The 24302-nt window shown below is 35.6% G+C and carries 21 protein-coding genes; 3 read left to right on the top strand and 18 right to left on the bottom strand.

The window, feature by feature from the left end; translation table 11 throughout:
- The coding region (locus tag ACMHJ2_RS14130) for an MBG domain-containing protein (protein WP_413513510.1) at nt 1-4410 on the bottom strand (4410 nt) is incomplete at its 3' end.
- A 1142-nt stretch (nt 4411-5552) separates the two neighbouring features.
- On the opposite strand from ACMHJ2_RS14130, the gene ACMHJ2_RS14125 reads away from it, so the two are divergent.
- Nucleotides 5553-6095, top strand: a complete 543-nt coding sequence (locus ACMHJ2_RS14125; protein WP_413513509.1) for an AAA family ATPase — start codon at nt 5553-5555, stop codon at nt 6093-6095.
- Between the two features lie 51 nt (nt 6096-6146).
- Nucleotides 6147-6911, top strand: a complete 765-nt coding sequence (locus ACMHJ2_RS14120; RefSeq protein WP_413513508.1) for a sulfite exporter TauE/SafE family protein — start codon at nt 6147-6149, stop codon at nt 6909-6911.
- Between the two features lie 192 nt (nt 6912-7103).
- On the opposite strand, the gene ACMHJ2_RS14115 is transcribed toward ACMHJ2_RS14120, so the two are convergent.
- The 4 genes from ACMHJ2_RS14115 to ACMHJ2_RS14100 form a co-directional block, all read right to left on the bottom strand.
- The gene (locus ACMHJ2_RS14115) at nt 7104-8678 is read right to left on the bottom strand and encodes an MFS transporter (protein WP_413513507.1); all 1575 of its coding nucleotides are present in this window, start codon (nt 8676-8678) and stop codon (nt 7104-7106) included.
- Between the two features lie 18 nt (nt 8679-8696).
- Nucleotides 8697-9812 carry an HlyD family secretion protein gene (locus ACMHJ2_RS14110; protein WP_413513506.1) on the bottom strand — a complete coding sequence of 372 codons (1116 nt, stop codon included), beginning with the start codon at nt 9810-9812 and terminating at the stop codon, nt 8697-8699.
- 17 nt (nt 9813-9829) lie between these two features.
- The gene (locus ACMHJ2_RS14105) at nt 9830-11149 is read right to left on the bottom strand and encodes a TolC family protein (RefSeq protein ID WP_413513505.1); all 1320 of its coding nucleotides are present in this window, start codon (nt 11147-11149) and stop codon (nt 9830-9832) included.
- 85 nt (nt 11150-11234) lie between these two features.
- Nucleotides 11235-12116 (bottom strand): helix-turn-helix domain-containing protein, encoded by an 882-nt coding sequence (locus ACMHJ2_RS14100; RefSeq protein ID WP_413513504.1) that lies wholly within the window; start codon nt 12114-12116, stop codon nt 11235-11237.
- A gap of 482 nt (nt 12117-12598) precedes the next feature.
- On the opposite strand from ACMHJ2_RS14100, the gene ACMHJ2_RS14095 reads away from it, so the two are divergent.
- Nucleotides 12599-13825 carry an MFS transporter gene (locus ACMHJ2_RS14095; protein ID WP_413513503.1) on the top strand — a complete coding sequence of 409 codons (1227 nt, stop codon included), beginning with the start codon at nt 12599-12601 and terminating at the stop codon, nt 13823-13825.
- A 217-nt stretch (nt 13826-14042) separates the two neighbouring features.
- Here the strand turns inward: ACMHJ2_RS14095 and ACMHJ2_RS14090 are convergent, their stop codons facing one another.
- From ACMHJ2_RS14090 to ACMHJ2_RS14030, 13 genes are all read right to left on the bottom strand, one after another.
- Entirely contained in the window at nt 14043-14522 is a 480-nt protein-coding gene (locus tag ACMHJ2_RS14090; RefSeq protein WP_413513502.1) for a hypothetical protein, read from the bottom strand.
- Nucleotides 14523-14524: 2 nt separating this feature from the next.
- On the bottom strand, nt 14525-15235 hold the full coding sequence (locus ACMHJ2_RS14085; RefSeq protein ID WP_413513501.1) for a hypothetical protein: 711 nt from the start codon (nt 15233-15235) through the stop codon (nt 14525-14527).
- A gap of 440 nt (nt 15236-15675) precedes the next feature.
- Entirely contained in the window at nt 15676-15861 is a 186-nt protein-coding gene (locus ACMHJ2_RS14080; protein WP_413513500.1) for a hypothetical protein, read from the bottom strand.
- A 9-nt stretch (nt 15862-15870) separates the two neighbouring features.
- Nucleotides 15871-16593, bottom strand: a complete 723-nt coding sequence (locus ACMHJ2_RS14075; protein ID WP_413513499.1) for a hypothetical protein — start codon at nt 16591-16593, stop codon at nt 15871-15873.
- A complete protein-coding gene (locus ACMHJ2_RS14070) occupies nt 16559-16684 on the bottom strand; it encodes a hypothetical protein (protein ID WP_413513498.1) in 126 nt (41 codons plus the stop codon). Before ACMHJ2_RS14070 ends, ACMHJ2_RS14075 begins: the two co-directional genes overlap by 35 nt.
- Before the next feature lie 359 nt (nt 16685-17043).
- On the bottom strand, nt 17044-17481 hold the full coding sequence (locus ACMHJ2_RS14065; RefSeq protein WP_413513497.1) for a DUF4304 domain-containing protein: 438 nt from the start codon (nt 17479-17481) through the stop codon (nt 17044-17046).
- Nucleotides 17482-17485: 4 nt separating this feature from the next.
- On the bottom strand, nt 17486-18613 hold the full coding sequence (locus tag ACMHJ2_RS14060) for an RHS repeat domain-containing protein (RefSeq protein WP_413513496.1): 1128 nt from the start codon (nt 18611-18613) through the stop codon (nt 17486-17488).
- 221 nt (nt 18614-18834) lie between these two features.
- Complete coding sequence (locus tag ACMHJ2_RS14055; RefSeq protein WP_413513495.1) at nt 18835-19467, bottom strand: hypothetical protein; 633 nt, start codon at nt 19465-19467, stop codon at nt 18835-18837.
- Between the two features lie 390 nt (nt 19468-19857).
- A complete protein-coding gene (locus tag ACMHJ2_RS14050; protein WP_413513494.1) occupies nt 19858-20988 on the bottom strand; it encodes an RHS repeat-associated core domain-containing protein in 1131 nt (376 codons plus the stop codon).
- A gap of 431 nt (nt 20989-21419) precedes the next feature.
- Nucleotides 21420-21941 carry a hypothetical protein gene (locus ACMHJ2_RS14045; RefSeq protein WP_413513493.1) on the bottom strand — a complete coding sequence of 174 codons (522 nt, stop codon included), beginning with the start codon at nt 21939-21941 and terminating at the stop codon, nt 21420-21422.
- A gap of 6 nt (nt 21942-21947) precedes the next feature.
- Nucleotides 21948-22778, bottom strand: a complete 831-nt coding sequence (locus ACMHJ2_RS14040; protein WP_413513514.1) for an RHS repeat-associated core domain-containing protein — start codon at nt 22776-22778, stop codon at nt 21948-21950.
- Between the two features lie 138 nt (nt 22779-22916).
- Nucleotides 22917-23462 carry a hypothetical protein gene (locus ACMHJ2_RS14035; protein WP_413513492.1) on the bottom strand — a complete coding sequence of 182 codons (546 nt, stop codon included), beginning with the start codon at nt 23460-23462 and terminating at the stop codon, nt 22917-22919.
- 5 nt (nt 23463-23467) lie between these two features.
- Entirely contained in the window at nt 23468-24271 is an 804-nt protein-coding gene (locus ACMHJ2_RS14030) for a hypothetical protein (protein WP_413513491.1), read from the bottom strand.
- Between the last annotated feature and the right edge of the window lie 31 nt (nt 24272-24302).

The raw sequence follows: 24302 nt of genomic DNA, 5'->3' as shown, positions 1-24302 counted from the left end.
GTATACTTTGGTTTGTGCATCTGCTATAACCGTCAATACAGAAGGGGTAATTGTTAAATCCGCTCCTACATATTGAAGCATATAATTTGCAGCTAGTTGTATAGTACCTTGGGTAATGGCATAGATTCCCCTAGCCTCACCCGCATCCCGAGCTAAACTACCTGTTAGTATATCTTCTAGTTTTTCATTGAATTTAAATCCAGAAACCGTATAAGTTAAAGCAGGATCTGCATCTCCATACCCTTTGGTTTGTGTATTAGCCGTTACCGTCAATACAGCAGGTGTAATTGTCAAATCTTCTTCTACATAGCGAAGGGTATAATTATTCGATACCCCTAAAGTTCCTTGTGTAATACTATATGCTCCAATAGCTTCACCTGGCACCCGAACTAAACTACCGGTTAATATAGCTGTTGCTTGTTCATTAAATTTCAATCCCGAAACCCTATAGGTTAACGCTGGATCTGTATCGCCATACCCTTTGGTTTGTGTATTAGCCGTTACTGTCAATACAGCAGGCGTAATTGTCAAATCTTCTTCTACATAGCGAAGAGTATAATTATTCGATACCCCTAAAGTTCCTTGCGTAATACTATATGCTCCAATAGCTTCACCTGCATCTCGAGCTAAACTACCTGTTAATACATCTGTGATTTGGTCATTAAATGTCAATTCCGAAACCGTATAGGTTAAACTAGGATCTGTATCCCCATATATTTTGGTTTGTGCATCAGCCGTTACTGTCAATACAGCGGGTGTAATTGTTAAATCGGCCCCTTCGTATTGAAGCGTATACCCCGCAGACACGCTTAAAGTACCTTGTGTAATAGCATACGTTCCTGTATTTTCCCCCATAGCACGGGATAAACTACCTGTTAAAATATCTCTTGCTTGAACATTACTATCTAATCCTGAAACGGTATAGGTTAGAATAGGATCCTCATCCCCATAACCTTTGGATTGAACATCGGCCTTTACTGTCAATACGGTTGAAGTGATTGTTAAATTAGCAGGAGTATAAGCCAACGTATAATTAGGAGACGATAATCCTAATGTTCCTTGTGTTATGGGATACATACCTGCACGCTCTCCTGCAGTTCTGGTTAAACTACCCGTTAAGATATCATCTGCTGTCTCATTATTTTTTAATCCCGAAACCTGATAAGTCAAAACTGGATCTACTGTTCCTTCCATTTTTGTTTGATCATCCGCGGTTACCCTTACTGGAGCAGATATAATACCTAAAACTCCCCCAGAAAAATTAAGGTTATAATTGGAAGAGGCTGTCAAACTGCCTTGTTGAATCACGTAATTCCCCCTATCTTCTCCTATTTCTCGAGATAAACTACCAGTTAATACACTTGCATTTACACTGCCAAAGATTGTATACGTAAATTCTGGATCATCATCTCCATATACTTTAATTCTTGAATTCGCAGTTACCCATATATCCATTTGCAGAATTGACAACGAGATTCTACTTCTAGTACTTTCACAGCCATTGGCACTAAATGTACTCACCCAATAACTATGGCTTCCTGCAGATAAAGTTGAAAAATCTGGCATAGGAATACTTAGGCCTCCGGTCTCTGCTTCATACCAACTCAAAGTATAAGGCCCTAGTGCACCCGTAATTAAACTTAATATAGTTTGTGAGGCTGTTCCATATCGAAATGTCGTAGCCACGGTCATAGCATCTAAAACAGGATCTTCGATAACCACATTTATAGCCATTCTAACACTACTTTCACATCCATCTACGGTTTGTGTAGCATAATAGGTACCATTATTTACTAGTGTTGAGGGCAACAATGCAGTCGTCGTCGTTTCATCTGCATACCATTTGATATTCTCGCCTGTGGCGATTAAATCTTGGACCTTTTTATTCTGTTTTTTACAGAAAGTTTGATCAACAGCTGTTGGTGCTGGCGGCGTACTAATAGTAATGCGAACTGGAACTGTAGCTGTACACCCTCCCCCTCTACTATTAGATGCTGTTAATTCATATACGGTAGATACTGCTGGATTAAACACCCACCCTTGTAGATCATTTCCTGAAATACCTATTGAGGGTTGCCAAACTAACGTATCAAAATCGGTTGCTCCTGTTAGTATCCTAACGGCAGGTGACGAGGTATGTGCACAAATTGTATATTCGCTGGCAGACAACGTAAGTAGAGAGGCACAACCCACAATATGAACGGTATAATCAGCCCATGTACCATAATTATAACTACCACAAGGATCCAATCCATAACCTCCGCCAGCATTCGCTTCGCGATTCCAGATTCTCATGCGATAATTTCCTGAGGTTACTCCTTCGGGTATTGCAACATTGGCGATATAGAGTTGAGTGTCATTTGAGATGTAATTCGGCAAGGCCAACACCTCATTTACTTGATCAAAAAGTCCATCGTTATTAAAATCAATGGCTACTCCCATGCCGGTATATCCGGTCGTCGTAACGTTAAAAGTATAGGTATTTCCTGCACGAAAATCAGGAATAGTTATATTCATTCGTTCCCTATTCGTATAGGAAAGAATATGATCCGTAAAACCTAGTTCACCAATATTTACGGTTGTAATTCTGTGATTAGATGAACCATTCGCATAGGTAGGTTTACACCAATCAGGAGTAAAAACGGCACCATCTGTCCAATAACTTGTATCCGTAGCCCCGCAATTTGCCTTAACATACACGCGATACTCAGTACCCGTAACTAAGTCGGCAAGAACTACAGATGTCGCAGTTGCATTTACGGTTCCCGCAAAGGCTAAACCCGTATTGCCACTACCCGCTTCTCCAGAAGTTCTTATTTCATACGAATAACCTTCTATATTTAAAGAGGGGCTTGCTTCCCAAGCTATGGTTGCTCTATCGATCCCTACATTAGAAACGGTCAATTCTGTTGGAACAATACAAGTTGGGATAGGCTCAAAACGAATATCATCAATAAAAACAGCTTGATAAGAAGCGTTTAAACCATGAGCAATCCCAAAATAATCATGCGTTCCATGAGGTATATTGATTCTGTATTCTTTGAAAGAATTTGTAAGTTGCAATTCCTCGATTAGATTCATCCCCACCGTCGTATTTGGGTTCTCTAAAGTAACTACTTTTAGGGTTTGACCTAAAGAAGCACCTGCTCTTGCTCTAAATCGAATCTGATAACCTCCTTGACCTAAATTAGCTGTCTCAGGAGAAACGAGCATTAAATTCCCCGTAACTTGGTTGTTATTGTATACATATAAACTATTAGGTCCTGTATAATAAGAGGAATTTGTGACATATAAATAGCCACTATCCGTTGCAATTTTTCCCCAACATTGGGGCAAACTTGAATTCGTTTGCGATCCTACTGTTTGGTTATCAAAATTTTCATAAAATGTTCCCTGAATTTCACAAGTTGTTGTAAAGGAAAACGGTCCCTTCCAGCTTTCTTGACTCTGCGCACTACAATTGGATTGAATGTAAAATTGTACCCCTGTACCACTTGGCAATCCAACAAGGTTTTGAGTTGTACTTCCTGATGCAATATAGCCTGTACTGAGTAGTCCTGTTGTACCTGATTCAGGAAGTCCAGATGTTCTTACCTCATACTTATATCCATTTGCAGGAAGACTGATTGGAGCAATAAAATTAGCTTTAGCTGTCTGACTTGTAATTAAATCAAACGTTACGAGTTCAGGACTTGGACAGGCTTCTAAAAGCGTTGCAGAGACTGCAAATACATGAAGAATCCCTGCACCTCCTTTATGAGAAAATTGAACAGATTTAATATTTTTGGTTTGATTGGCTGGGTCTATATTGACTGCCACTTGATATAGTCTAGGATTTGTTGTTGAGAATTCCACAAAATTATTTGTGCGATATAATCTTCCAAATCCCTTGTAAGCTATGGGAAGATCAGTTCCATTAAACCAATCAGGAATTATAGCTTCATGCTCTTGGATTGTATTATCGTCAAAGATTACTCTGTAGCCTAGCCTAGCACTACCAGAAGCTGCAGTTGCCAAGAAAAACACTTTCTTCGCTTTCACTTGTTCCGTTACAAACGAAGAAATGGTATGATTTACAAGCGGCAATCGAATCGAATTATTCTGCCCATAATTTTGAAGCCTAAAAAATAAGCCTGGTGTACTAGCCTCTATAGAAGGTATGATACCATCTATAGGCAATCCAGAAGCTAGTGGTGTTGACGTTGCTGTAAGTTGCCAATCCAAACTTCTAAGACTAGAGGATACCCCATCCATATCAATCGTCGTTGATCCAGTTGCCACTCCAATGCCATTGGCGATAACATCTTCATTAAAACCATCGATGTTTAGTGCTTGATAAACTTGTGCATGTAGAACAAAATTCCAAAGCAGAAGTATAGGAAGTAGAAAATTAGAGAGAAATTTTTTCATAGTTAAAGGGATCAAATGAAAAATAGAATAGTTTCGTTTTAGAATGAGGTCAAAATTCTTACCCTCATTTTTTGCAAAAGTAGTTTTTCTTCTAAAAAATAGTCTCAAACTGGGGGTGGACAAATGGGTGGACAAATAGAAAAACAACGATAACCCTTTAGTAATCAAGGGGGACATAGGGTGACCTCCATGCCAAAACCACGTCAATTAACTTACATAAAAGCACTATTTATAGGCTGTAAACATTCACCTGCTACTGTGCTAATAACAAAATGACGGATGCTATACTAGGTTAAACGGGGTAGCGTACTGTTTGAAAATGCTGTTTGGGAGGTTATGCATGGTGGAAGTACGGTGTGGAAATACCGATGTGATGCTTCCTGCGTCAGCATGAATATACGGAGTGTTGGTGTTAGTGTAAAGTTGGTTTTGATGGTCTAAGATACTTTCTTTTTTTTAAGGGGTAAAAAAGAAACAACCCCCCCCTTGGACTAACCCAAATAAGGGTCAATCTAATTCTTAAGACTGAGAACAAAAGAACTCGCTACGCTCAAACACCTTTTGTTCTTGTAGTATTTTCAACTAATTGACACTCCTTATTGCCTAACGTCCGTTTGAAACATGCTATCACAAGAAGAACTTTTTTTGTAAACTGCACATCAACAATTTGGAGGAAGAAATGCGATGCTTCTTGCGTCAGCATAAAGGACAGCCCTATGGCTGAAGTATGAAATAAGTACATCAAGTCTTCCTACTTAGCGTGTCACCCATCAGATGTCCTTGGGAGCAAAAAGACTCGCATCCAAGATATCACGTTTTATCAGTTCCTCCCCAACTTTTGCGCTTAATCCTGAATAGACCTCTTTTTGAACAAAAAATACTATATTTGTATTTCTTGTGTCTTCTTTGTGTACTTCCTAATCTTCTATCAAGTATGTAAAGGCTTCCTTTTCTTCAAAGTCTCGAATTACTTTTTCTCTCTTTTTGTATTGGTTGTTTTTCTATCCAAAATCAAGGATTTCTTTTCTTCTCTCTCAAAAACTCAAACTCCCTCCCAAACTCTTTTCCCTACATTACTTGTAAACTAAGTTAGACGTATATCGCATTTGCGCGTACTTCTCTTGTATTAACTCAAAAACTACATGATGCATTCATTTTACATTTTTACGGGCGGACCTGGCAGTGGGAAATCTGCTGTATTAGAAGCTTTGGCAACCTTGGGCTATACCGTAGTACCAGAAGTAGGTCGCGCCTTAATCAAACAACAAATACAAAATCAAGGAGAAGCCCTACCTTGGAAGAATAAACAACTCTTTTTTGAGCAGATGTTTCGACAATCCTTGTTCGATTATCATCAAAATCCATCCGATAGGCTTACTTTTTTTGATCGGGGTCTCTTGGATAGTATTGGCTATGCTCATTTGGAAAATCTCAACGTTACAGTCAATCAGCTCGCTTCAGCTAGAGAAACCACCTACGCCAAAACTGTTTTTATATTTCCTCCTTGGGAAGCTATTTATCAACAAGATGCAGAGCGAAAGCAAGCGTTTGAAGTGGCCGTTGAAACGCATAAAGTCATGCAGCTCACCTATGAATTCTTTGGTTATCAATTAATTGAAATACCTTGTCTATCCATTGAAAAACGCGTGGAATTTATTGTTGAATATCTGGATTTAAACTATTAGATAAATTATCTTTGCATCCTATACTAACAGTTGTAGATTATTTGTTTTTTTATGGAAGTAGATATCCTATTCTATCTTTGTATCGTTGCCTTCTGCGCGGGTTTTATCGATGCGATCGCTGGTGGTGGTGGACTCATTCAAACGCCTCTAGGCTTAGCTTTATTACCTTCAATTCCAGTATCATCTGTAATTGGAACCTTGAAAATTCCCGCTTTTTTCGGAACGGCTATTGCAGTTAAACAATACCTTAAACAGACGCGTATTAACTGGCCTTATTTCATGCTGTTAGCCGTACTATCTTGTGGCAGTGCTTTTCTGGGTTCTTATACTTTAACAGTGGTCAATAACGAATTTATGAAACCTTTATTGTTGGCTATTTTAATTGCATTATGGGTTTTTACTTATTTTAAAAAGGACTTTACCAAAAAACACCTGACGGAAATTTCTACCCAAAAACGCTATACCTACGGAATTATTATCGCTTTGGTTATCGGTTTTTACGATGGATTTATAGGTCCCGCTACAGGAACCTTTTTTATTATGGGGTTTATTTTTCTGATTGGCTTTGATTTTTTCAAGGCTTCTGCTTATGCTAAGCTCATCAACCTATTCACCAATTTTGGAAGTATCTGTTTGTTCTTACTCAAAGGACAAATTATCTGGTCTGTGGCGCTGCCTATGGCTGTTTGTAATGGAATTGGAGGATACTTTGGCGCCAAACTAGCTATTTTTAAAGGCCAACAATGGGTGAGGTATATTTTTCTCTTTATCATGTTGCTTGCTATTTTGCGTTTTGGATATGAAGTAATTCTATAGTTTTCTTTATTTCTCTCTCTTTTTTCTATCGCATTTAAACGGTTCTTGTTCGAGTGTTCTTCGGAACATGTTCGGGTGTTGTTCGGAAAACACATCCTTTTTTCGAACAACACCAAAAGAAGACTAAAAGAATACCCCAACCAGTACAGAATATTTTGGTTCGTAAGCCTCTTTAAAAGAGGCTCAAATCGGCTAACCTTGCAGTTCATCTTCAATTTTTTCTTTGTCTTTATTACTCATCCAAAGTTGCCCAAGTTTAGTCATGTGGATTCGCGTTAACACGTCTTTTGTACGACCAAAATGATGAAACAAGGTATAGAGCAATATACCAATTCCCAGTATATTAATACATCCAAAAATGATTTTATTTGCGGCTAGTATCGCATTGAGTTGAATGACACTGAGTTTAAAGTCTCCGCCTGCTTGCGCCAAGGCTACATCATCTAAATAGACCGCCATATTACTCAAACTTTGTAGTTGTAATTGGTACTGAAACCAAGAAAATAACGCGCTAAAAATACCTAGAGAAATAAAAGTTCTCCACAGCAAAACAAATCCAATTAAGCTCAACAAACTTGGGATATCTAATTTATCTAGGGTATAATACCAAATGACAATAAATAAGATACTCATGCCCATTCCTTTAAAAAATTGGGGTAATAACCACAGATTATAGTTTAATTCAGGCACCATATAGAAGTACATCATCACCGTATAGAGCATAAAAGAAGCAAATCCTGTAAATAGTAGTAAACGAATGGGAATTAAGCGATTAAACCAATTGTATGCAAGGATAGCACCGGCGAGTAATCCCGGAATCATCATCATATTCAGTGAAGCATTGGTCAAGGCATTATATCCTAAAACGCCCATAGCAAAGGTATTTTGCAAACTGGCTGTAGCCAAATACATTCCTAAAAAGAGCAACATGATAATTCCATGGCGGACATTGTTTTTTTTAAACGCTTTTAGTGAGAGAAAAGGTCGGGTTAACACCTGTTGTCGCAAGAAAAAGACAAAAATTAAACCAATAAACAAGAGGGACGCATACTTAATTTGATCCGACTCAAACCAGTTTTGTTGTTTTCCAAAAGCTAAAACATAGCCTAAAATTAGGAATGCGCTACTATATAAAAGCATACTAATCCAGTCGATATAATACAGGGGCACTTTGCGCATAAAGCGTTGATTGTGCTGAAAAAGAAGACAAAGCATTGCGCCAATTAAACAAATAGATGCATAAAATAAATAGCCAAATTGCCAGTTGGCATAGTAGGATATTTTGGTTATATAATAGCCTGAAGTTTGGGTAACAATCAATACTGCGGTATAAAAAATACTGTAAAAACGCCCGCGATTGCCATCTTTGGCTAAGATAAACATCAAAGGCAATAGCACCTCCATCATACCCAACATCTTTAAAAAACCGATTAAAAAAGAGGCACCAATAATTACTTGAGGTTGCTGTGTGGTTCCTATTACCACAAACAAAAAGGCAATGCCAGTTAAACTGGTCACTAAGATTTCTTTGGTTCTGAAACGCGCTTTTAGACGGATAACCAAGGGCATAACTGCCCCCATCCCTACTACACTTGCATAATTGGCCCATAAATAGTATTCACTCATGGCGCCTGTGCTTCCCACCAAATACGTAATATTGGGGGTGTAAATAGCGCTTATTCCAAAATAAATCAAGGCTATTACTACAAGGAGCAATAGCATGATGGGCTTGGGAACCCAAGTGTAAAATAAACCTTGATTATACATAATTCGCGCTGCTTATCTTTATTTTTTCAATTGTACGTTCATATTCATTCCCGCTTTAAGGCGATTCACTGCCTCTGGCGTATTTTCTTTGGTGAATTCAATACGCACGGGAATGCGCTGTTGTACTTTTACGAAATTTCCCGTTGAGTTATCGGTTGGCAAACTAGAATAACGGTTCCCTGTTGCAGCAGAAATAGCGGTTACGATACCTTCAAATGACTGACCTCTCACTGCATCTGCGGTCATCATTAAAACAGATCCAATCTGAACGTCAGGCATTTGGGATTCTAAAAAATTAGCAGTTACCCATTTCTCATCCTTGCGTACAATAGTGGTTATCTGTTGACTTAGATTAAGCAATTGTCCAGAATTAATTAATCGTCTGCCCATTGTGCCATCATAAGGAGCTTTAATAACGGTATAAGACAAATTGAGTTCTGCCATGTCGAGCATTGCTTTGGTTCGCTTGATATCTGCTTCATTTAAAGCTAAACGGGTTTGTATTTCAGCAACGGATAAACGCGAGGTTGTTTGCTGTTTGGTCAAGGCATCATAGGCGGATTTTGCTGCTTGGTATTCGGTGCTAACTTGATCAAATTGCTGTTGAGTTACGGCTTCAACCTTTAGTAAATTTTCAAAGCGCTTTTGATTTTGTTCGGCATTCCACAAACGTGCCTGAGCGCCTTGAATATTGGAATCAAATACGCCAATAGCATTACTTGCTGTTTGCATACTAGACAAGGTAACGTCTTTGGCCGCTAAAGCACTTAAATAAGCAGCTTCAGCTTGTTGTACTTGGGTGCGAATCTCGCGATCATCCAAAATAACTAGGGTATCTCCTGCCTTTACCTCTTGATGTTCCTTAAACTGAATTTCTTTGATATAAGCGGACACGCGGGTATTAATTGGGTTGATAAACTCCTCTACTTGTGCGGATTCGGTATAATCTTTGTCTCCAATGTGAAAGTATTGGGTCAACAACCAATAGAAAGCAAAAACAACAACCAGAAAAGTCAACGTATTGACTAGAATAATCTTTCTTTTTTTATTTACTTCTTGTTTGTGATTAATTACAATAGGAGCCCCCTTTTTTTCTTGTGGTTCTGTATTTGGTATATTTTCTGTTCGTTCCATTTGAATCGCAGTGATTTTTACAACGTTCCCGTTGCATTTAATAAACTATAATAGTAATAAAGTACCTGGATTGTAGCATTAGCATACTGCAATTCTGCTTCAAGTTTCGCGTTGGTTGCATCCGTCATCTCAGCTTGAATCGCTAATTGATTCAAGTATTTCGCCTCTATGATGCGGTAATTTTCTTGCGCCAACTGCTGACTTTTTTCTAGTAACTGCACATTTTGCAAAGCTTCTTCGTATTTTATATAGGCGGCGTGCACACTCATTTCAACTTGTTGTAAAACGAAGACTTGCGTTTCATCCGCCTTTGCTTTTTGCATCTTTTCTAACTTAATCTTTTGGGGTGTTTTATATAGATTATCTAGGCTATAACTCAATGCAACGCCCACTTGCCAAGTATTGGAATACATATCCGCAACGGGATTAGATGTAGTAATTGGTCGACTCATCGTATAACCACCCATCGCTGCCAGTGTAGGATACTGATCTGTTTTGGCTAATTCAATCTTCTTATCCGCTACTTCTACTGCTTTTTGTGTAAGTTGTAAAGAAGGGTTATTTTCATAGGCTAAGGCCAAATAACGCTCATAGGATTCGATTACTTGCTTTTGATGTAAAGCTTCTGAAGGAATAAGATTTGTTTTGGTATCCAAGCCCAATGCAATCGTCAGGTTGTAGTTGACAATAGATCGATTGTTAGTGACCACAAGCAAGGCTTGATCTATATTTTGCAAAGCTAATTCCCCGCGAATCACTTCATTGCGCGTCAACATCCCTTGGCTGTAAAATTGCTTGACGTTGTCTAATCGAATTTGACCTAATTGTCTGTTATTTTGATAAACGGCTTGCTGATTGAATAATTTATAGAGGTCTAAATAATTGGAAATAACCAACAATTTGATACTCTGTTGGTCTTTGATCCAATCTAATTCAGTCATTTGCTGGCCTATCTCTGAAAGTTCAATGGATTTTTTGATTGCTCCTCCTTTATAGAGCAATTCAGAAGCTTGAATCGCATATGAATTGCCAAAATGAGGCATATCTTTGGTCATCACCTTAGAGAAATCTCGATCCAAAAGTAAGGCATCTCCAACGTAAGCTGCTGTTGCAGATACATCTAAGGTTGGTAGTTGTTGTCGCTTTAAAATTTGAGTTTGTTGCTTGGCTATTTCCTTTTGTTGGGCACTTATTTTGAGTTGTTGATGATTAGTTAACGCTAATTCTATGAGTTCTTCTACTGAAAGTTGTCTTGTTTGATCTTGTGCATAACTCCAAGTAGTAGAAAGCAATAGAACGCCTAAACCACCTACAATTGTGCGCAATTTATTTTTCATTCTTCCTTTTGTTTAGAGCTACAAAGTTAGAAGGCACTAGAACGACATACAATGATTGAAATTATCAATAGGATGTTCAAAAGTACTATTTATCCTTCGCAATTAAGGACCTATAGTGGGTCGGACTCATATTTAGATGTTTTTTAAAGAAGTGCGTAAAAGCGTATTGATCGCTAAAGTGAAGTTTAGTTGCAATTTCCTTAAGTGTCATTGCGGGATCTCCCATTTGTGCCTTTGCTTCATTTAAAATAAATTCACTGATGATTTGATTTGGCGTGCGTTGAGAGACCTGTTTCACTACCGCACTTAAATAACGAATGGATACTTGCAATCGATCCGCGTAAAATTGAACATTTTTAGCTTTTAAATAATGATCTGAAACCAAGTTGACAAAACTATAGGTTAGTTTTTGTTGTCGATTTAACTGGGCTATTTCTTCTTCTTGCAAAGGTGCCACAATACCTACTAAATGGTACAAGAGGATATTGAAATAGTTTTGAATAATTTGCTCTGAATAGGTAATGGTTTGCCCCTGTTCCATATAGAAAGTCAGAAGTTTAAGATTCTCCCAAAAGAGGGTAAATTCAGTGGGTGAAATCGTATAGATTCGCTTCAATTGATTTTTTAAGTCCTTGAATACTTTTATTTTGTTTAATTGAAAGGTACTGTTTTCAATTAGATGTCGATCATACCCAAGCAATCGAAATTCTGTATGGGGTTCGATTTCGAGAATTTCATAGACATATTTGGTATTAATCAACAGAAAAGAAGCACTGACAATTTCAATCGTGTTAATCTGTTCTCTCATTTTAATACAGCCTTTATATACAAACAAAATAGAAGAGCGCGTAGGGCGATACGGGCGTTTAAATGCCGCTGTTTCAAATATAGTGTCTTCCGTAAAAATACGCACGGCATCATAGGGTTCTGTCTTACTACTTGGCATATTTGTCATTTGTACTTCCATTGAGGGCTCAAATTACAAAATCAAATGCGAAGTATAATGTCTTTCTCTTTTTATATGTGTATTGAATTAAATATATATCAAATGAAAAGTAGCATATACTCTTGATTACATCAACAAATCAAGTCTTTTTCTAGTATCTTTTCTTTAAAAGGATTCGAGGTACATTTTTTGTATTTAATTCTTTAAGTGATTCTCATTCAATTATTGTTTATTAGCTACTATTTGTTTTTAACTTCTTTATGTACGTAAAGCGTTAACTAAATCGTTCTTCTATCTTTTTAGATACAAATAGTAGTTTTTTTGGTAGTGAGGTGGTGAGTAGTGAGTCTAACCCTTCACCTATTTCATTTTATTCTAAATTTAAAACATAGTTTACTTCAATTTAAAGTTAGCATTTAATAATGCGTTATATTTGCCTACTTTTATCTTTTTTGGTAAAAGCAGACTACAACAAATAAACTCAATTCATTTAATATTCACTTATGGAAGCAAACGCAGCCATACCTTTTTCGAGGTATGATAAATTTGTAATCTTTATACTTGCTATTACGCAGTTTACTGTGATTCTAGACTTTATGGTTATGGCTCCTTTAGGGGATTTATTGTTGAAGAGTTTAGCCATGGATACGCAAGATTTTGGTATTGCCGTATCAGCCTATGCCTTTAGTGCAGGTGCCGCAGGTTTACTAACCGCAGGGTTTGCTGATAAATTTGACCGCAAGAAGCTCTTGTTATTCTTTTACCTTGGCTTTATTGTGGGAACTTTGTTTTGTGGGTTAGCTTATTCGTACGCTACACTTGTGGCAGCGCGAATTTTTACGGGATTATTTGGTGGGGTTATTGGGTCAATCTCCATGGCTATCATTACCGATATTTTTAGTTTACAACAAAGAGGTCGCGTAATGGGTTTTGTGCAAATGGGCTTTGGGGCAAGCCAGGTTTTGGGAATTCCAATTGGTTTGTATATCGCCAATAAATGGGTTTGGGAAGCGCCCTTCTTCTTGATTGTTGTGTTATCTATTCTCATCGCTATTTTGATTGCTTTCTACTTAAAACCTGTGAATGGACACTTGGCTTTACAGCAGGAAAATAAAGCATTGGTTCACTTGTGGAATACGCTCAAAAACAAAGAATATCGCATTGGTTTTATTGCTACTGCTTTTTTATCGGTTGGCGGTTTTATGATGATGCCTTTCGGAACGATATTTGCCGTTAATAATTTAGGGGTTCATCCTGATCAATTGCCTCTGTTATTTATGGTCTCCGGAATTACCTCTCTGATTTTTATGCCTTTTATCGGAAAATTAAGTGATAAAATGAGTAAATACCTCCTTTTTAGTATCGCCTCTATTTGGTTGATGCTGGTTTGTTTGGTCTATACCAATATGGCGCAAATTCCATTGTGGTTGGTAATGGTAATCAATGTCTTAATGATGTTCGGTATTATGAGTCGTATGGTACCTTCTTCTGCGCTTACGAGTGCGGTACCGGAAGGAAAAGATCGCGGTGCTTTTATGAGTATCAACGCTTCTATCCAACAAATTGCAGGTGGTGTTGCCGCAGCTATCGCGGGTTTAATCGTTTACCAGGAGCACAAAAATAGTCCGCTGGTAAATTATGATATCGTCGGTTATGTAGTGGTGGGTGTCTCTTGTTTGAGTATTGTTCTAATGTATCGAGTAAATCAGCTGATTAAAACAAAGCGATAAGGGATGGTTGACGGTGAACGGTTGACGGTGGACAGTGGACACAAAGCTTTATTCCTGTTTTCAATATTAATACTGAAAATTCAGTATATTTTATACAACACAAAACCAGCTAGTCAAATGACTAGCGGGTTTTTATGTTTTATCCATTCACATAAACATTTCTTGCTTTGCTAAGGTAAACTATAGAATTTTAAAACAATTACGTTAACAAACGTATTTACCTTTTTTTCCCTTCTCTAAATCCGTCGTTTGTGTATGTAATTTGCCAATTAAGTTCGTTTAACTTTTGTAAAGAATATTCATGGTATTTGTAATGTTGTGCTTTATATAAACTATCCCAAATAATATCCTGCATATTATCAAATTCAACGGAATTATTAGAAATCCCTCGTTTTAATAAAATAGAATCGAATTCACTTTTTTTCATTGCAATTACAAAAAGTAAAGTATCTGGTTTCGCTCTTTCAAATTCACCCTCCCATTGATTAAAGATGCCTACTTCTATTGTCTCGAAAACTAAAACACTTCTTATTCCAGATCTTTGATAGAATCCTTTATTATCTCTAATTTCATTCTGAAATCTTAATCTAAGCAAAATTGAATCTGAGGTTCTATTTTTAATTTTCAATCTATTATCTGCAGGATCACAAGAAGAGAACACACTAAATAATACTAGATAAAATAATACTTTTTTCATATCTATTTATATATTTTTTTCCCTGTCCATCCTTGCCCTAATACATCTGCTCTTTTTTCAGATGGAGAGTCATGATGATTAACTCCAGAATCAAGAGTTGCTCTAGTAGTACTTATTACACTCGGAAGAGCAATAGTTTTTAAATAATCGAATTTATTATATTTAAAATTATGCTTATAATCTAAATAATGTCCATATTCATGAGCTAAAGTTCCTGAATCAGACATTCCTGGATTGGTGAAAATAACATTCCCTGCCGTTAGAGCTCCATTCATATGTGGAGAACTATATATTTCTACTCCAGGATACTTATTGGAATCACTAATGTTTTGTATTTCACCCATCAAATTTAAAGAAGAATATAATGGATCTGATATAGTTGTAATCGTCAAAGATCTATCAAATTCATCTTTAGGCTTAGCATTAGATAAATCAAAAATAATTGAAAAATCTCCAACAGGTTCTTTAAATTCACTAGCATCATAATACCCATTAAAAGAGGTTGATCCATTATCATTATATGTATAATGTTCATATAAATCCTTACCACCATTCCAAAAATATTCACCTGTATCATCCCTAAAATACTCTAATCCCTTGACAGGTGGTTCAGCACTCATCCCCGTAGGGTCAATCAAATTAATCGGGTTATTGTGTACATAATGGTATGGATTCCATCCCGGGAATTGTTCCGCTAACGGGTCCACACTCATCCACATCTACTCCTGCTTTTGCTCGCGCGAACGCTTTCTTTATTTTCAAAGACTTACTATTCTTATAACATTAAGATTTTATTTCATTGATCATACAATTTTTAGAAACCAGACAAACCAATTGAATGAAGAAGACAAACCAACCATCTTTAAACTCATTGACAAAATGCTAACCAATAAAAAATTTAAAGACTTCTTTAATAAAAAATATCGCTACGCTGTAAAACCAAACCCGCTAAATTACTAGCGGGTTTAGTTCTTCTATTTAGGCATAAACAAAGTACCTTATATTACTATATCTTTCATACACGTTCCTTTTTGGTTATAAAAAACCTCTTTATACATTCCTTTATCTAGATTGTAAATTTTAAACCGTTGGGTGAAATGAATTAAGTAATAAAAACATTCTTTCATCCTGAATGAGGTAGTATTAATTTCATTTATTCCATCAGATCAAGTGACTGTAAAATGTTTTTAACTGATAACTCATCTATTATTTCAATCTTATTAAGAATTTTAACAACTATTTCAATGTCTTTTTTTACAACAGCTCTATCAAAATCATCAATTAAACCACTCAAATAAAGTCGTTCATTTACTGTCATTCCTTTATATTTACTCTCCATTAGTCTTAGTTAAGGATTAATTACTTTAAAATCTTTTAGTTTAACATTCTTAGGATTTATAATAAATTCTGGTAATCCACCTACATTACCATCTAAAGGTAAAGCAGAACGAGTTTTAAGAATATTTTTTGCTCTTACTTGCCCTTCAATCATAAAGTTTGCTGTATTTGTTGCACCACTCGCTCCACCAGAAGGCAATCCAGCAACATTTCTAAAATTCTTCACAGTAGTTGGATCAATCGGTGTCCAAGAAAAACCTTGAGCCCTTGCATCTCCTCCAAAAGCCCTAAATACGTTAATTTTTCTATTCTCTGTGAATACCTTTGACGCACCTCCTACAATAAAAAATGGAGAATCAACTCCCATTGCTTCAATTCCCTGACTCTGGGCTTGATATTTTACATCATGTTTAAAGCCAGGACCTCTTATCATTTGAGCTGTTCCTCCATTGAGAACAGATTTATTTGTTGGTACTGTTGATTCAGAATGCTGAACAAATTGAACCTCGGTAGTTGTTTCTGGTGTATATGGAGCTGGTGTATCCAAATTAACATAAGTTATATAATCTACAAAATCACCTCCTTTATCTCCAGTTTGCTCTATCTTTTGAACTTCTCCACCCGAAGTATAAACCTTATACTCGTTTTCAATTCCTTCTCCAATCATTCCTGTTGGATCCGTAAACATAATCGGATTATTAAACGTATAAGCATAAGGATTCCAATTCGGCATTTTCTCCGCCAACGGGTCCACACTCTTTCACATCTACTCCTGCTTTTTCTCGCGCGAGCGCTTCCTTTATTTTCAAAGACCAACTGTCCATATAAAAATAAGGTTTTATTCGATAGAAACTACTTTCTCAAAGAAAGCCAATTCTCAAAAATTGATAATGGTAAGGTTGCCCCACAATATTCGTCTATTCAAAAAATAGCGAATCCGCTCGGAATTAGTTTAGCAGATACTTTCACAGAAAAAATAGTTTGGAAGATATAAACTCTATTAATAAATCAATTATTGAAAAAGTACAGCTTATTGAACAACTTAACGATAAACAGAAAGAATCTTTCTTTTTACCACAAACTAATAAATGTATAAAAACAATAAAATGTTTTATTAAATAAGCCCCCTACAATGGTAAGGGGCTTTAATTGTGGTATGAGCTACAAATCCTACTAATTGGGGTTAAAATAGCTCTGCTTTAATAGCTGGAAGTAGGGTAATTATCCCTTTATCGGCTAACTCTCTTATGCCTAACTTATTTAAAGATTTATCTGTAAGCGGTACAATAAATTCATTAAACAATTTTATTAAATCGATTCTTCGTTTTTCATCATCTATTGATTCTTCAAAATCAAATACTGATTTATATTCTGCTGGTTGTCGTATAAAAATATCTCCCGTATCTCTAACTAACTCTTTACTTATAGAATAGCTAATACCGAAAATTCCTTGTATATAAATCTTTACATTCATTTCGTAATAATCTCCAAAATTTGATTTCTGTAATTCAAGTACAACAATACTTTCAGTACTTACTTTAAACCATGCTCCAAAATCGCCTTCAAAACCGTGATCTTTAGCTATTTTACTAAAAGTTTTTTTAAATTCCTTACTATCCATAATATTAATATGTATCTAAAACTGTTTTCCACTGAACTCCTTTGAAACGTTGCATTGTTTCTAATTCTGACTTATACATATTAAGCTGCTTCTGTCCAAGTTTTAGATTAGACTTAGTGTATTGAGTTGTAGCTTTCGAAGATGTTCTTCCTCCTCCTGCAATCCCTCCAACTAATATACTCGCACCCATTATAAGCTTTTCTGGGTCTGTCCACTGACTCAAAGATTCGCTCGCTGACATGGCCATAGCATTAGCTAATGTCGGATTCTGAAGATAATTAATAGCATTTTGACGAGACCACTGTGTTGTAAAACCTCCTAAAGTAGCGTTCATTTCATTAGTTGTACTGAACCCTAGCAGGTCTGCTTTCATGTTGTCATTCCATTCCTGACTATCATATAAGCTCTTATTCCCACTTTGATAAGAAGCATTATAATGTTTAAAATCCTTTCTCTTAGCATTTGAAACTGTTACAATATCATCACTTCCATCTTTTGTATTTAAAAGGGTTTGACCATTTTCATCCTTATATTCCGTTTCCAACATTCCTGTTGGATCTGTAAATAGCATCGGATTATTAAATCCATATCGATAGGGGGTCCAACTTACGGCTTGCTCCGCTAACGGGTCCACATTCATCCATCTACCAAGTGCGGCATCGTAATTTCTTGCCCCATAATCGTATACATTGAAGCCTAGCTCCTCTTGTAACTCCTTGGCATTGTATTGGTACTTATAGTTAGCCGCAATCGTATTGTTCTTCTCATTGTATCCTTTATGTGTTAATCCAAAAGGATAATAATTGTTTTCTTCAATGATTTCACCAACGTCAATTTTGTCGTTTTTATTCGTATCGGAATAACTCAAGCGAACATTGCCTAGATGATCACTGTATTGATATACATAGCCATTGGTTTCTGCATTGAAATACCCCTCTGCCGTGGGAAAGAAACTCAAAACGCCTTTGACGTATTGAAAACCATCCAAGTAATCCGTTACTACCGTGGTACTCCCTTGGATTACTTTCTTCTGAATCTTCTCTCCAGTTGCTGTATAAAGGTAATTAATTTTTCCACCTGCAAAGACAACTTCTTTTACGATACAACCAAATACATAAATACAAAGAAACATCGCAAGAGGATTGGCAGTAGCCGTGAACTTAGCGGATTGCTAGTTTCTGCGTTATTACTTTTTGTAAAAAATACTCTCATGCAACTATTCTTTTGTTCTTAATAGAAAACAGAGATATATAAAACACCCCCCCAAGAAAACTAACGTTTATGGGGTGTGTTTTTTTATTCTTTCATATCGGCGTAAGCAAAATATTTTCGCCAACATAATCTAAATAAATTTTATAGATTTATGTTATTCACCACAGGTAAAGGTGGTTTTTCTTCATATAATTCATATTGTAAATTCTTCGCCCATTTTACTTGGATTATGCGATCTTCTTTCAAATACTCATTAGCCTGATTGGTGGGATTTAAATGATTTAAATCTTTACTATTCAAATAAGTCACTGTAACAGAATGTTCAAATGTTTCACGAATTCTCGATAATAAAAAGTCTACATCCTTACTAAAATCGAAATCTCTATCCTCAAAAAACTCTTTTGAAATACCAAAATAATTATCTTCTTCAGCATTTAAATCAACCTCAATTTCAATAGCTCTTGTTTCTTTTTGTTGCAAAATAATTGAAGAAAAACCCCCAAGAAATATTATCTGATTAGAAATTGGATTGAACATAATCATTCTTGAATCAAGTTTATCTGAATACTTATCAGAAGAATCTAATATTATCTCTCCACTAGTGTTATTTATTACTTCTATTTCCAAATAGATTCTTGGTGGTGGACCTGCATGATCATAATTGTTAATATCTAAAAAAACTTTTGTCATAGTAATTTCTAAAGCATTTATTTTTTCATTTTTTCCACAATTTAGAAAACAGATTAGTATTAGTCCTAGAAAATATTTTTTCATCTTATTGTCAATTTGTGAATTTTTTTGCCTGATTAATATTATGCTGTCTAATTGCTCCCGTTGTATACTTAAACAGGGGATTCTTAACCAACTCAGGATAAATTAAACCATGATTATCGTAACCTTGAAGGGATCTTCCACGAATATTTAATTTACCATGATAATAACTTTCATGAATGAAAGTTATGGCAACATTTCCTGGTGTATTATATTGTCCTCTATATTTATAATTAAATACTATCTCGTCAACTCTTTCTCCTGCTAAATTATTAGAGGTAATATTATTATTCTGTGCCCTAACATCATTAGCTATTCCAACAGATGATATGAAATTATTCGTTCCAATCTCAGCATCATATACAGAAATTTTACCGTTAAGTAAAGAAGGTGTTACGTCTTCATTATAAACTTCACAGTATGCAACCTTAGCAATGTGATCAACAATTTTAGCAAAATACTTATATCAGATTTCGTCTCCTGTAACTTATTAAATGTTCTACTATTTGCCACGGCTACATCGTGATCAATTGGTTTATTACCATTATTTTTATATAGCTCTAAATATTTGTTTTTATTCATTAATAAAGTTTCTCCTTCCCAAAATCCTTTTGAATCTGATCCTAGATAGTTTCCTGTTTCATCATCAAAAATAGGGCTAGCTATCATCCCTGTTGGATCCGTAAACATAATCGGATTGTTATGTACATAATGATACGGATTCCATCCTACAAATTTCTCCGCCAACGGGTCCACACTCAAAAATATACTCGTTCCTGGATCATAGTAACGTGCACCGTAATAGTAGTAGCCTGTACTTTGGTCTAATTCTTTCGCATCAAACTTATACACATTCTCCAATATGTTGTTGGTGCTTTGTTCCACCATTACCTCCCCAAACGGCAAATACTCAATGTATTGGCATGGTTTTCCAAAAACGTCTGTAATATACGAAGTACTCCCTAAATGGTCGCTATGATACCACCAAACTGGACCGTGTTCTTCCATCGGATTACCTTCAATTGGCACTCTAGTAGGAGGATTATCTCTCCAATTATCCTCTATACCTGGAGGTAAAACAACAGGTGGAAATTCTGGTTCTGGTTCTTCTATTTCCTCTTCTACAATAGGAGGAATTTTGAAATTACAAAAACGAAAATAATAGCCTGCATCAGCTTGTATTAAACCTTCTCCACCTTCATAAATAATTCCAAGAAGATTATAACATTCCTTGCAATTCATACAAGTTAAACATTCGTAATACTTGATTAACTCATAGTAAATCGCTGGTTTTTCGACTTTGTCCTTATAATACTCAATAAACTCAAGGAATTTATTATAACAATCCAATTCCAACTGGTTCGTCGTATTTCCTCCTCCAATCGTTCCTAAATCAATTGGTACACGCGTGATTGGATCAAGTGGAACTCCAGTTAATGGATCATAAACATACCCTGTTTCTGGATCAATAACCAAACCATCTTCTGTGAATTTTACACAGCCTTTAGCATTGATTTGGTCCAAAATATGGCAATATCTCTTTACTACAGTTATACGCTTTTATATTACATTGTACGTTGGAATTCTTTGCTATTATAGCACTAAAAATGCATCTCCCCTTTTGTCATACTGAACATAATAAAGTAAACTGCCCAACCCCCAACTACTACGTTTACTACACCACTGTTGCTTTTTTGTAGTCTTAGGCTGTACTTTACCTTTTGAAACATTCTTAGCATTGTCGTTTAAAATGTCGAAGCCTTTTTTAATAGTGTAACGGTGGTAAAGTGTTTCTTTTGTAGTGTAGTATGGACTACTCTGACAATCCCTCCCATCACCCTTTTCTCTTCACCCATCACCAATTATCCACTAAACAATCCCCCTTAAATAACAAACCCCAACGATCCGTTTTGGAAGGTTGGGGTGATTTGCTTAAAAACTATAATTTACTTTCATTAATCATAATCTAAAGTTATTTCTTCTTCTTTCATTTTATATTTTGATGTTGGAGCTTTTTTGCCATTTTGAAGCCAAAAAATCATTTTTTGTTTACTATCTAAATAAAAAACATTCATCGTACTATCACTAACCTTAACATCGTTATTTACATATATTGGGTCTCTGTAAATTATATCTTTATCTTCTATTAAGATAAATTTCCCATCCTTTTGATAGATATCAACTGTTTTCTTTCCTCCTTCTCCATAATAAATGATTTCTTTTTTTAGTGTATCCGCTCCTTTGTAATAAACTTTTGCAACTCCTCCTTCTGAAGACTCATACAAGTCACGTTGAACATTCTTCAATTGCATTTTTGAAGCTTCTACCATTGCTTTATACTTTTCTATCTGTTGGACAACATTTAAAGTATCTATTCTATTATCTTCTATTTGAATTTTTACGTTTTGCTTATCGCTTAATTTTCCACATCCTATCAAAAATAAAACTACAAAGCTTAATAAGAGACTATCTTTCATATAATTTTAAAATTTAACATATCCATTTTCTCTGTTTCCTGAATTATACTTATTTCTCAAAGATTGTATTGAATTTCCAAACATATTCTGAAAGTGAGGCTTGTCTTTAAATTTTTTCCAATCTCCTCCCCACTCAAAACCATGTGATTTTCCCATCGTAGACAAACTATTCCAATCTAAATCATAATCTACTTTACCATTAGTAATTCCGACTATATCAAAAGCCAATCCAAAATTATGATTACTATATCCTCCTTTAGCATTAGTAACTTTCGATCCTTCTGTTGTTCTTCCTTTAGCATATAAATCATTTTGTTCATCAAAAGTTCTTATTCCCTGAGCCATACGTATCAATGTATTTTCAGATTCACTATTTGCTTCTTTCATGAAATTAGTTGCTTTCATTCTAATAGCAGGGTGCAAACTTTGAATCTTATTGTCAGTAGCTGCATCTCCTGTAACAAACACATCTTCAACTTGTCCTTTATATTCAATTTTATTTGCTCCTGATCCATCAATTCCTGGTGCAATTCCAGGCATTGGGCTTACCTCATAAACTTTATTATCATTTTTTCCATCACTAAACAACCAAGTACCCTGCTTATTATAATAATCTCCATCAACCGCACTCATCCCCGTAGGATCCACCAAATTAATCGGGTTATTGTGTACATAATGGTATGGATTCCATGCAGGGAACTGTTCCGCTAACGGGTCCACACTCATCCATCTACCAAGTGCGGCATCGTAATTTCTTGCCCCATAATCGTATACATTGAAGCCTAACTCCTCTTGTAACTCCTTGGCATTGTATTGGTACTTATAATTAGCCGCAATCGTATTGTTCTTCTCATTGTACCCCTTGTGTGCTAATCCAAAAGGGTAATAGTTGTTCTCTTCAATAATTTCACCAACGTCAATTTTGTCGTTTTTGTTGGTAAATTCAAAGGATTGTCGAAAATAAAAACACCCTCTCTAATGGGGAAATTCCGTTTTAAATCTTGGAAAAATACTATACCACCATTTATTTTTTTTCCATTTAATATTCAATTTTTCTAAAACTTGTTCTTCAAAGTCTTTTTTAAATTGTTTATTTTCTTTTATACTTAAATCTCTTAACAAAAAATAACTCCGTGCATTAATTGTCCTATTATTTAAAAATTGAGGTCCATCTCCAACAGATATCAGTGCTATAGTGGTAGTAAACTCATTTATATTTTTTACGTAACACAGTAATACTGTTTTTCTATCTTTTAATAAAAAATACACATAATACATATTTTCACTTCTCTCATCAATTAATCCTCCAAATGAGGTGCTATCTAATGGTACTTGTAATGATAATTCCTTTTGTTTTAATTTTTGCACATCAATTATGGCTTTGTCTTCTGAAATATTTAAAATATACTGTTCTGCATAAGGATGACTCCCCACCATAAACAACGAATACAAAAAATTAATAAGTAAAATAAAAAATAAAAAACTAATCAATATTTTTAAAAATCTAACTACTATTTTCATAAAAATCATCTAAAATTAGACATGCCTATATTTATTAAAACTTGTTGTTCTGGTGTATATGGATGACTATATTTCCGAGAGGGTAATACAACATTTAATAATGTTTTTGGAGTTGCTGCTAATCCCAAACCAAATCCTAAAAGATCAGATTTAAATCTATCCGCTGGACTTAAAAAACCTGATCGAGATAAAAATAAATGTTGATTTACAAATGTCCAATCTGCTGAAATAGCACTTCTATTCATTAAAAGTCCACTAGCACCTGTAATTCCTAATTTATCGTATGCCAAGTCATGTTGCATAGCAGGAAATTCAATCAAAGATGATGGAATAAATGAATAATCATCTTTTCCACTATACGCCTTAGGATTATCTCCTCCTGGATATGTTAGTCCTCCTATTCCTCCAAACTGTTTATATAAAGTTCTAGGATCCAAACAACTACTACAGTATTCGTATATAGTTGATCCACCTTCTGTTTTTGTTCTGTTATTGACTATACTTCCATCTTTTGAATAAGTTCCATCACCATTAAAAGTATATCTATAATTCTCTCCTTTACTAGAACTTCCTATAAGTGAAGAGCCATTTTCTACATGAGATCCTTTTCCATGCTTAGATTCAGTTGCTTCTTTACCTTCCACATCTGGATCAAAAAAATATTCAGTTCCTCCTTTTATATCTCTTTTTACCCAGTCTTCTCCAGCCATGCCCGTTGGATCAACAAAATTCATCGGATTATTAAACGTATAAGCATATGGATTCCAATTCGGCATTTTCTCCGCCAACGGGTCCACACTCTTCCACATCTACTCCTGCTTTTGCTCGCGCGAGCGCTTC

This window comes from Myroides odoratus (assembly GCF_965118575.1).
Taxonomy (GTDB): domain Bacteria; phylum Bacteroidota; class Bacteroidia; order Flavobacteriales; family Flavobacteriaceae; genus Flavobacterium; species Flavobacterium odoratum_B.
The sequence above is the reverse complement of the archived record's forward strand: the minus strand, read 5'-3'. Positions and strand labels throughout refer to the sequence as shown.

Coding starts and splice junctions, on each gene's coding strand:
- ACMHJ2_RS14070 (WP_413513498.1), bottom strand. CDS start 16,684: ATGGACAGTTGGTCTTTGAAAATAAAGGAAGCGCTCGCGCGAGAAAAA.
- ACMHJ2_RS14045 (WP_413513493.1), bottom strand. CDS start 21,941: ATGAAAGATAGTCTCTTATTAAGCTTTGTAGTTTTATTTTTGATAGGA.
- ACMHJ2_RS14125 (WP_413513509.1), top strand. CDS start 5,553: ATGATGCATTCATTTTACATTTTTACGGGCGGACCTGGCAGTGGGAAA.
- ACMHJ2_RS14110 (WP_413513506.1), bottom strand. CDS start 9,812: ATGGAACGAACAGAAAATATACCAAATACAGAACCACAAGAAAAAAAG.
- ACMHJ2_RS14115 (WP_413513507.1), bottom strand. CDS start 8,678: ATGTATAATCAAGGTTTATTTTACACTTGGGTTCCCAAGCCCATCATG.
- ACMHJ2_RS14120 (WP_413513508.1), top strand. CDS start 6,147: ATGGAAGTAGATATCCTATTCTATCTTTGTATCGTTGCCTTCTGCGCG.
- ACMHJ2_RS14085 (WP_413513501.1), bottom strand. CDS start 15,235: ATGAGTGTGGACCCGTTAGCGGAACAATTCCCGGGATGGAATCCATAC.
- ACMHJ2_RS14035 (WP_413513492.1), bottom strand. CDS start 23,462: ATGAAAATAGTAGTTAGATTTTTAAAAATATTGATTAGTTTTTTATTT.
- ACMHJ2_RS14095 (WP_413513503.1), top strand. CDS start 12,599: ATGGAAGCAAACGCAGCCATACCTTTTTCGAGGTATGATAAATTTGTA.
- ACMHJ2_RS14065 (WP_413513497.1), bottom strand. CDS start 17,481: ATGGATAGTAAGGAATTTAAAAAAACTTTTAGTAAAATAGCTAAAGAT.
- ACMHJ2_RS14075 (WP_413513499.1), bottom strand. CDS start 16,593: ATGCCGAATTGGAATCCTTATGCTTATACGTTTAATAATCCGATTATG.
- ACMHJ2_RS14100 (WP_413513504.1), bottom strand. CDS start 12,116: ATGGAAGTACAAATGACAAATATGCCAAGTAGTAAGACAGAACCCTAT.
- ACMHJ2_RS14030 (WP_413513491.1), bottom strand. CDS start 24,271: ATGTGGAAGAGTGTGGACCCGTTGGCGGAGAAAATGCCGAATTGGAAT.
- ACMHJ2_RS14090 (WP_413513502.1), bottom strand. CDS start 14,522: ATGAAAAAAGTATTATTTTATCTAGTATTATTTAGTGTGTTCTCTTCT.
- ACMHJ2_RS14080 (WP_413513500.1), bottom strand. CDS start 15,861: ATGGAGAGTAAATATAAAGGAATGACAGTAAATGAACGACTTTATTTG.
- ACMHJ2_RS14055 (WP_413513495.1), bottom strand. CDS start 19,467: ATGAAAAAATATTTTCTAGGACTAATACTAATCTGTTTTCTAAATTGT.
- ACMHJ2_RS14105 (WP_413513505.1), bottom strand. CDS start 11,149: ATGAAAAATAAATTGCGCACAATTGTAGGTGGTTTAGGCGTTCTATTG.
- ACMHJ2_RS14060 (WP_413513496.1), bottom strand. CDS start 18,613: ATGTTTCTTTGTATTTATGTATTTGGTTGTATCGTAAAAGAAGTTGTC.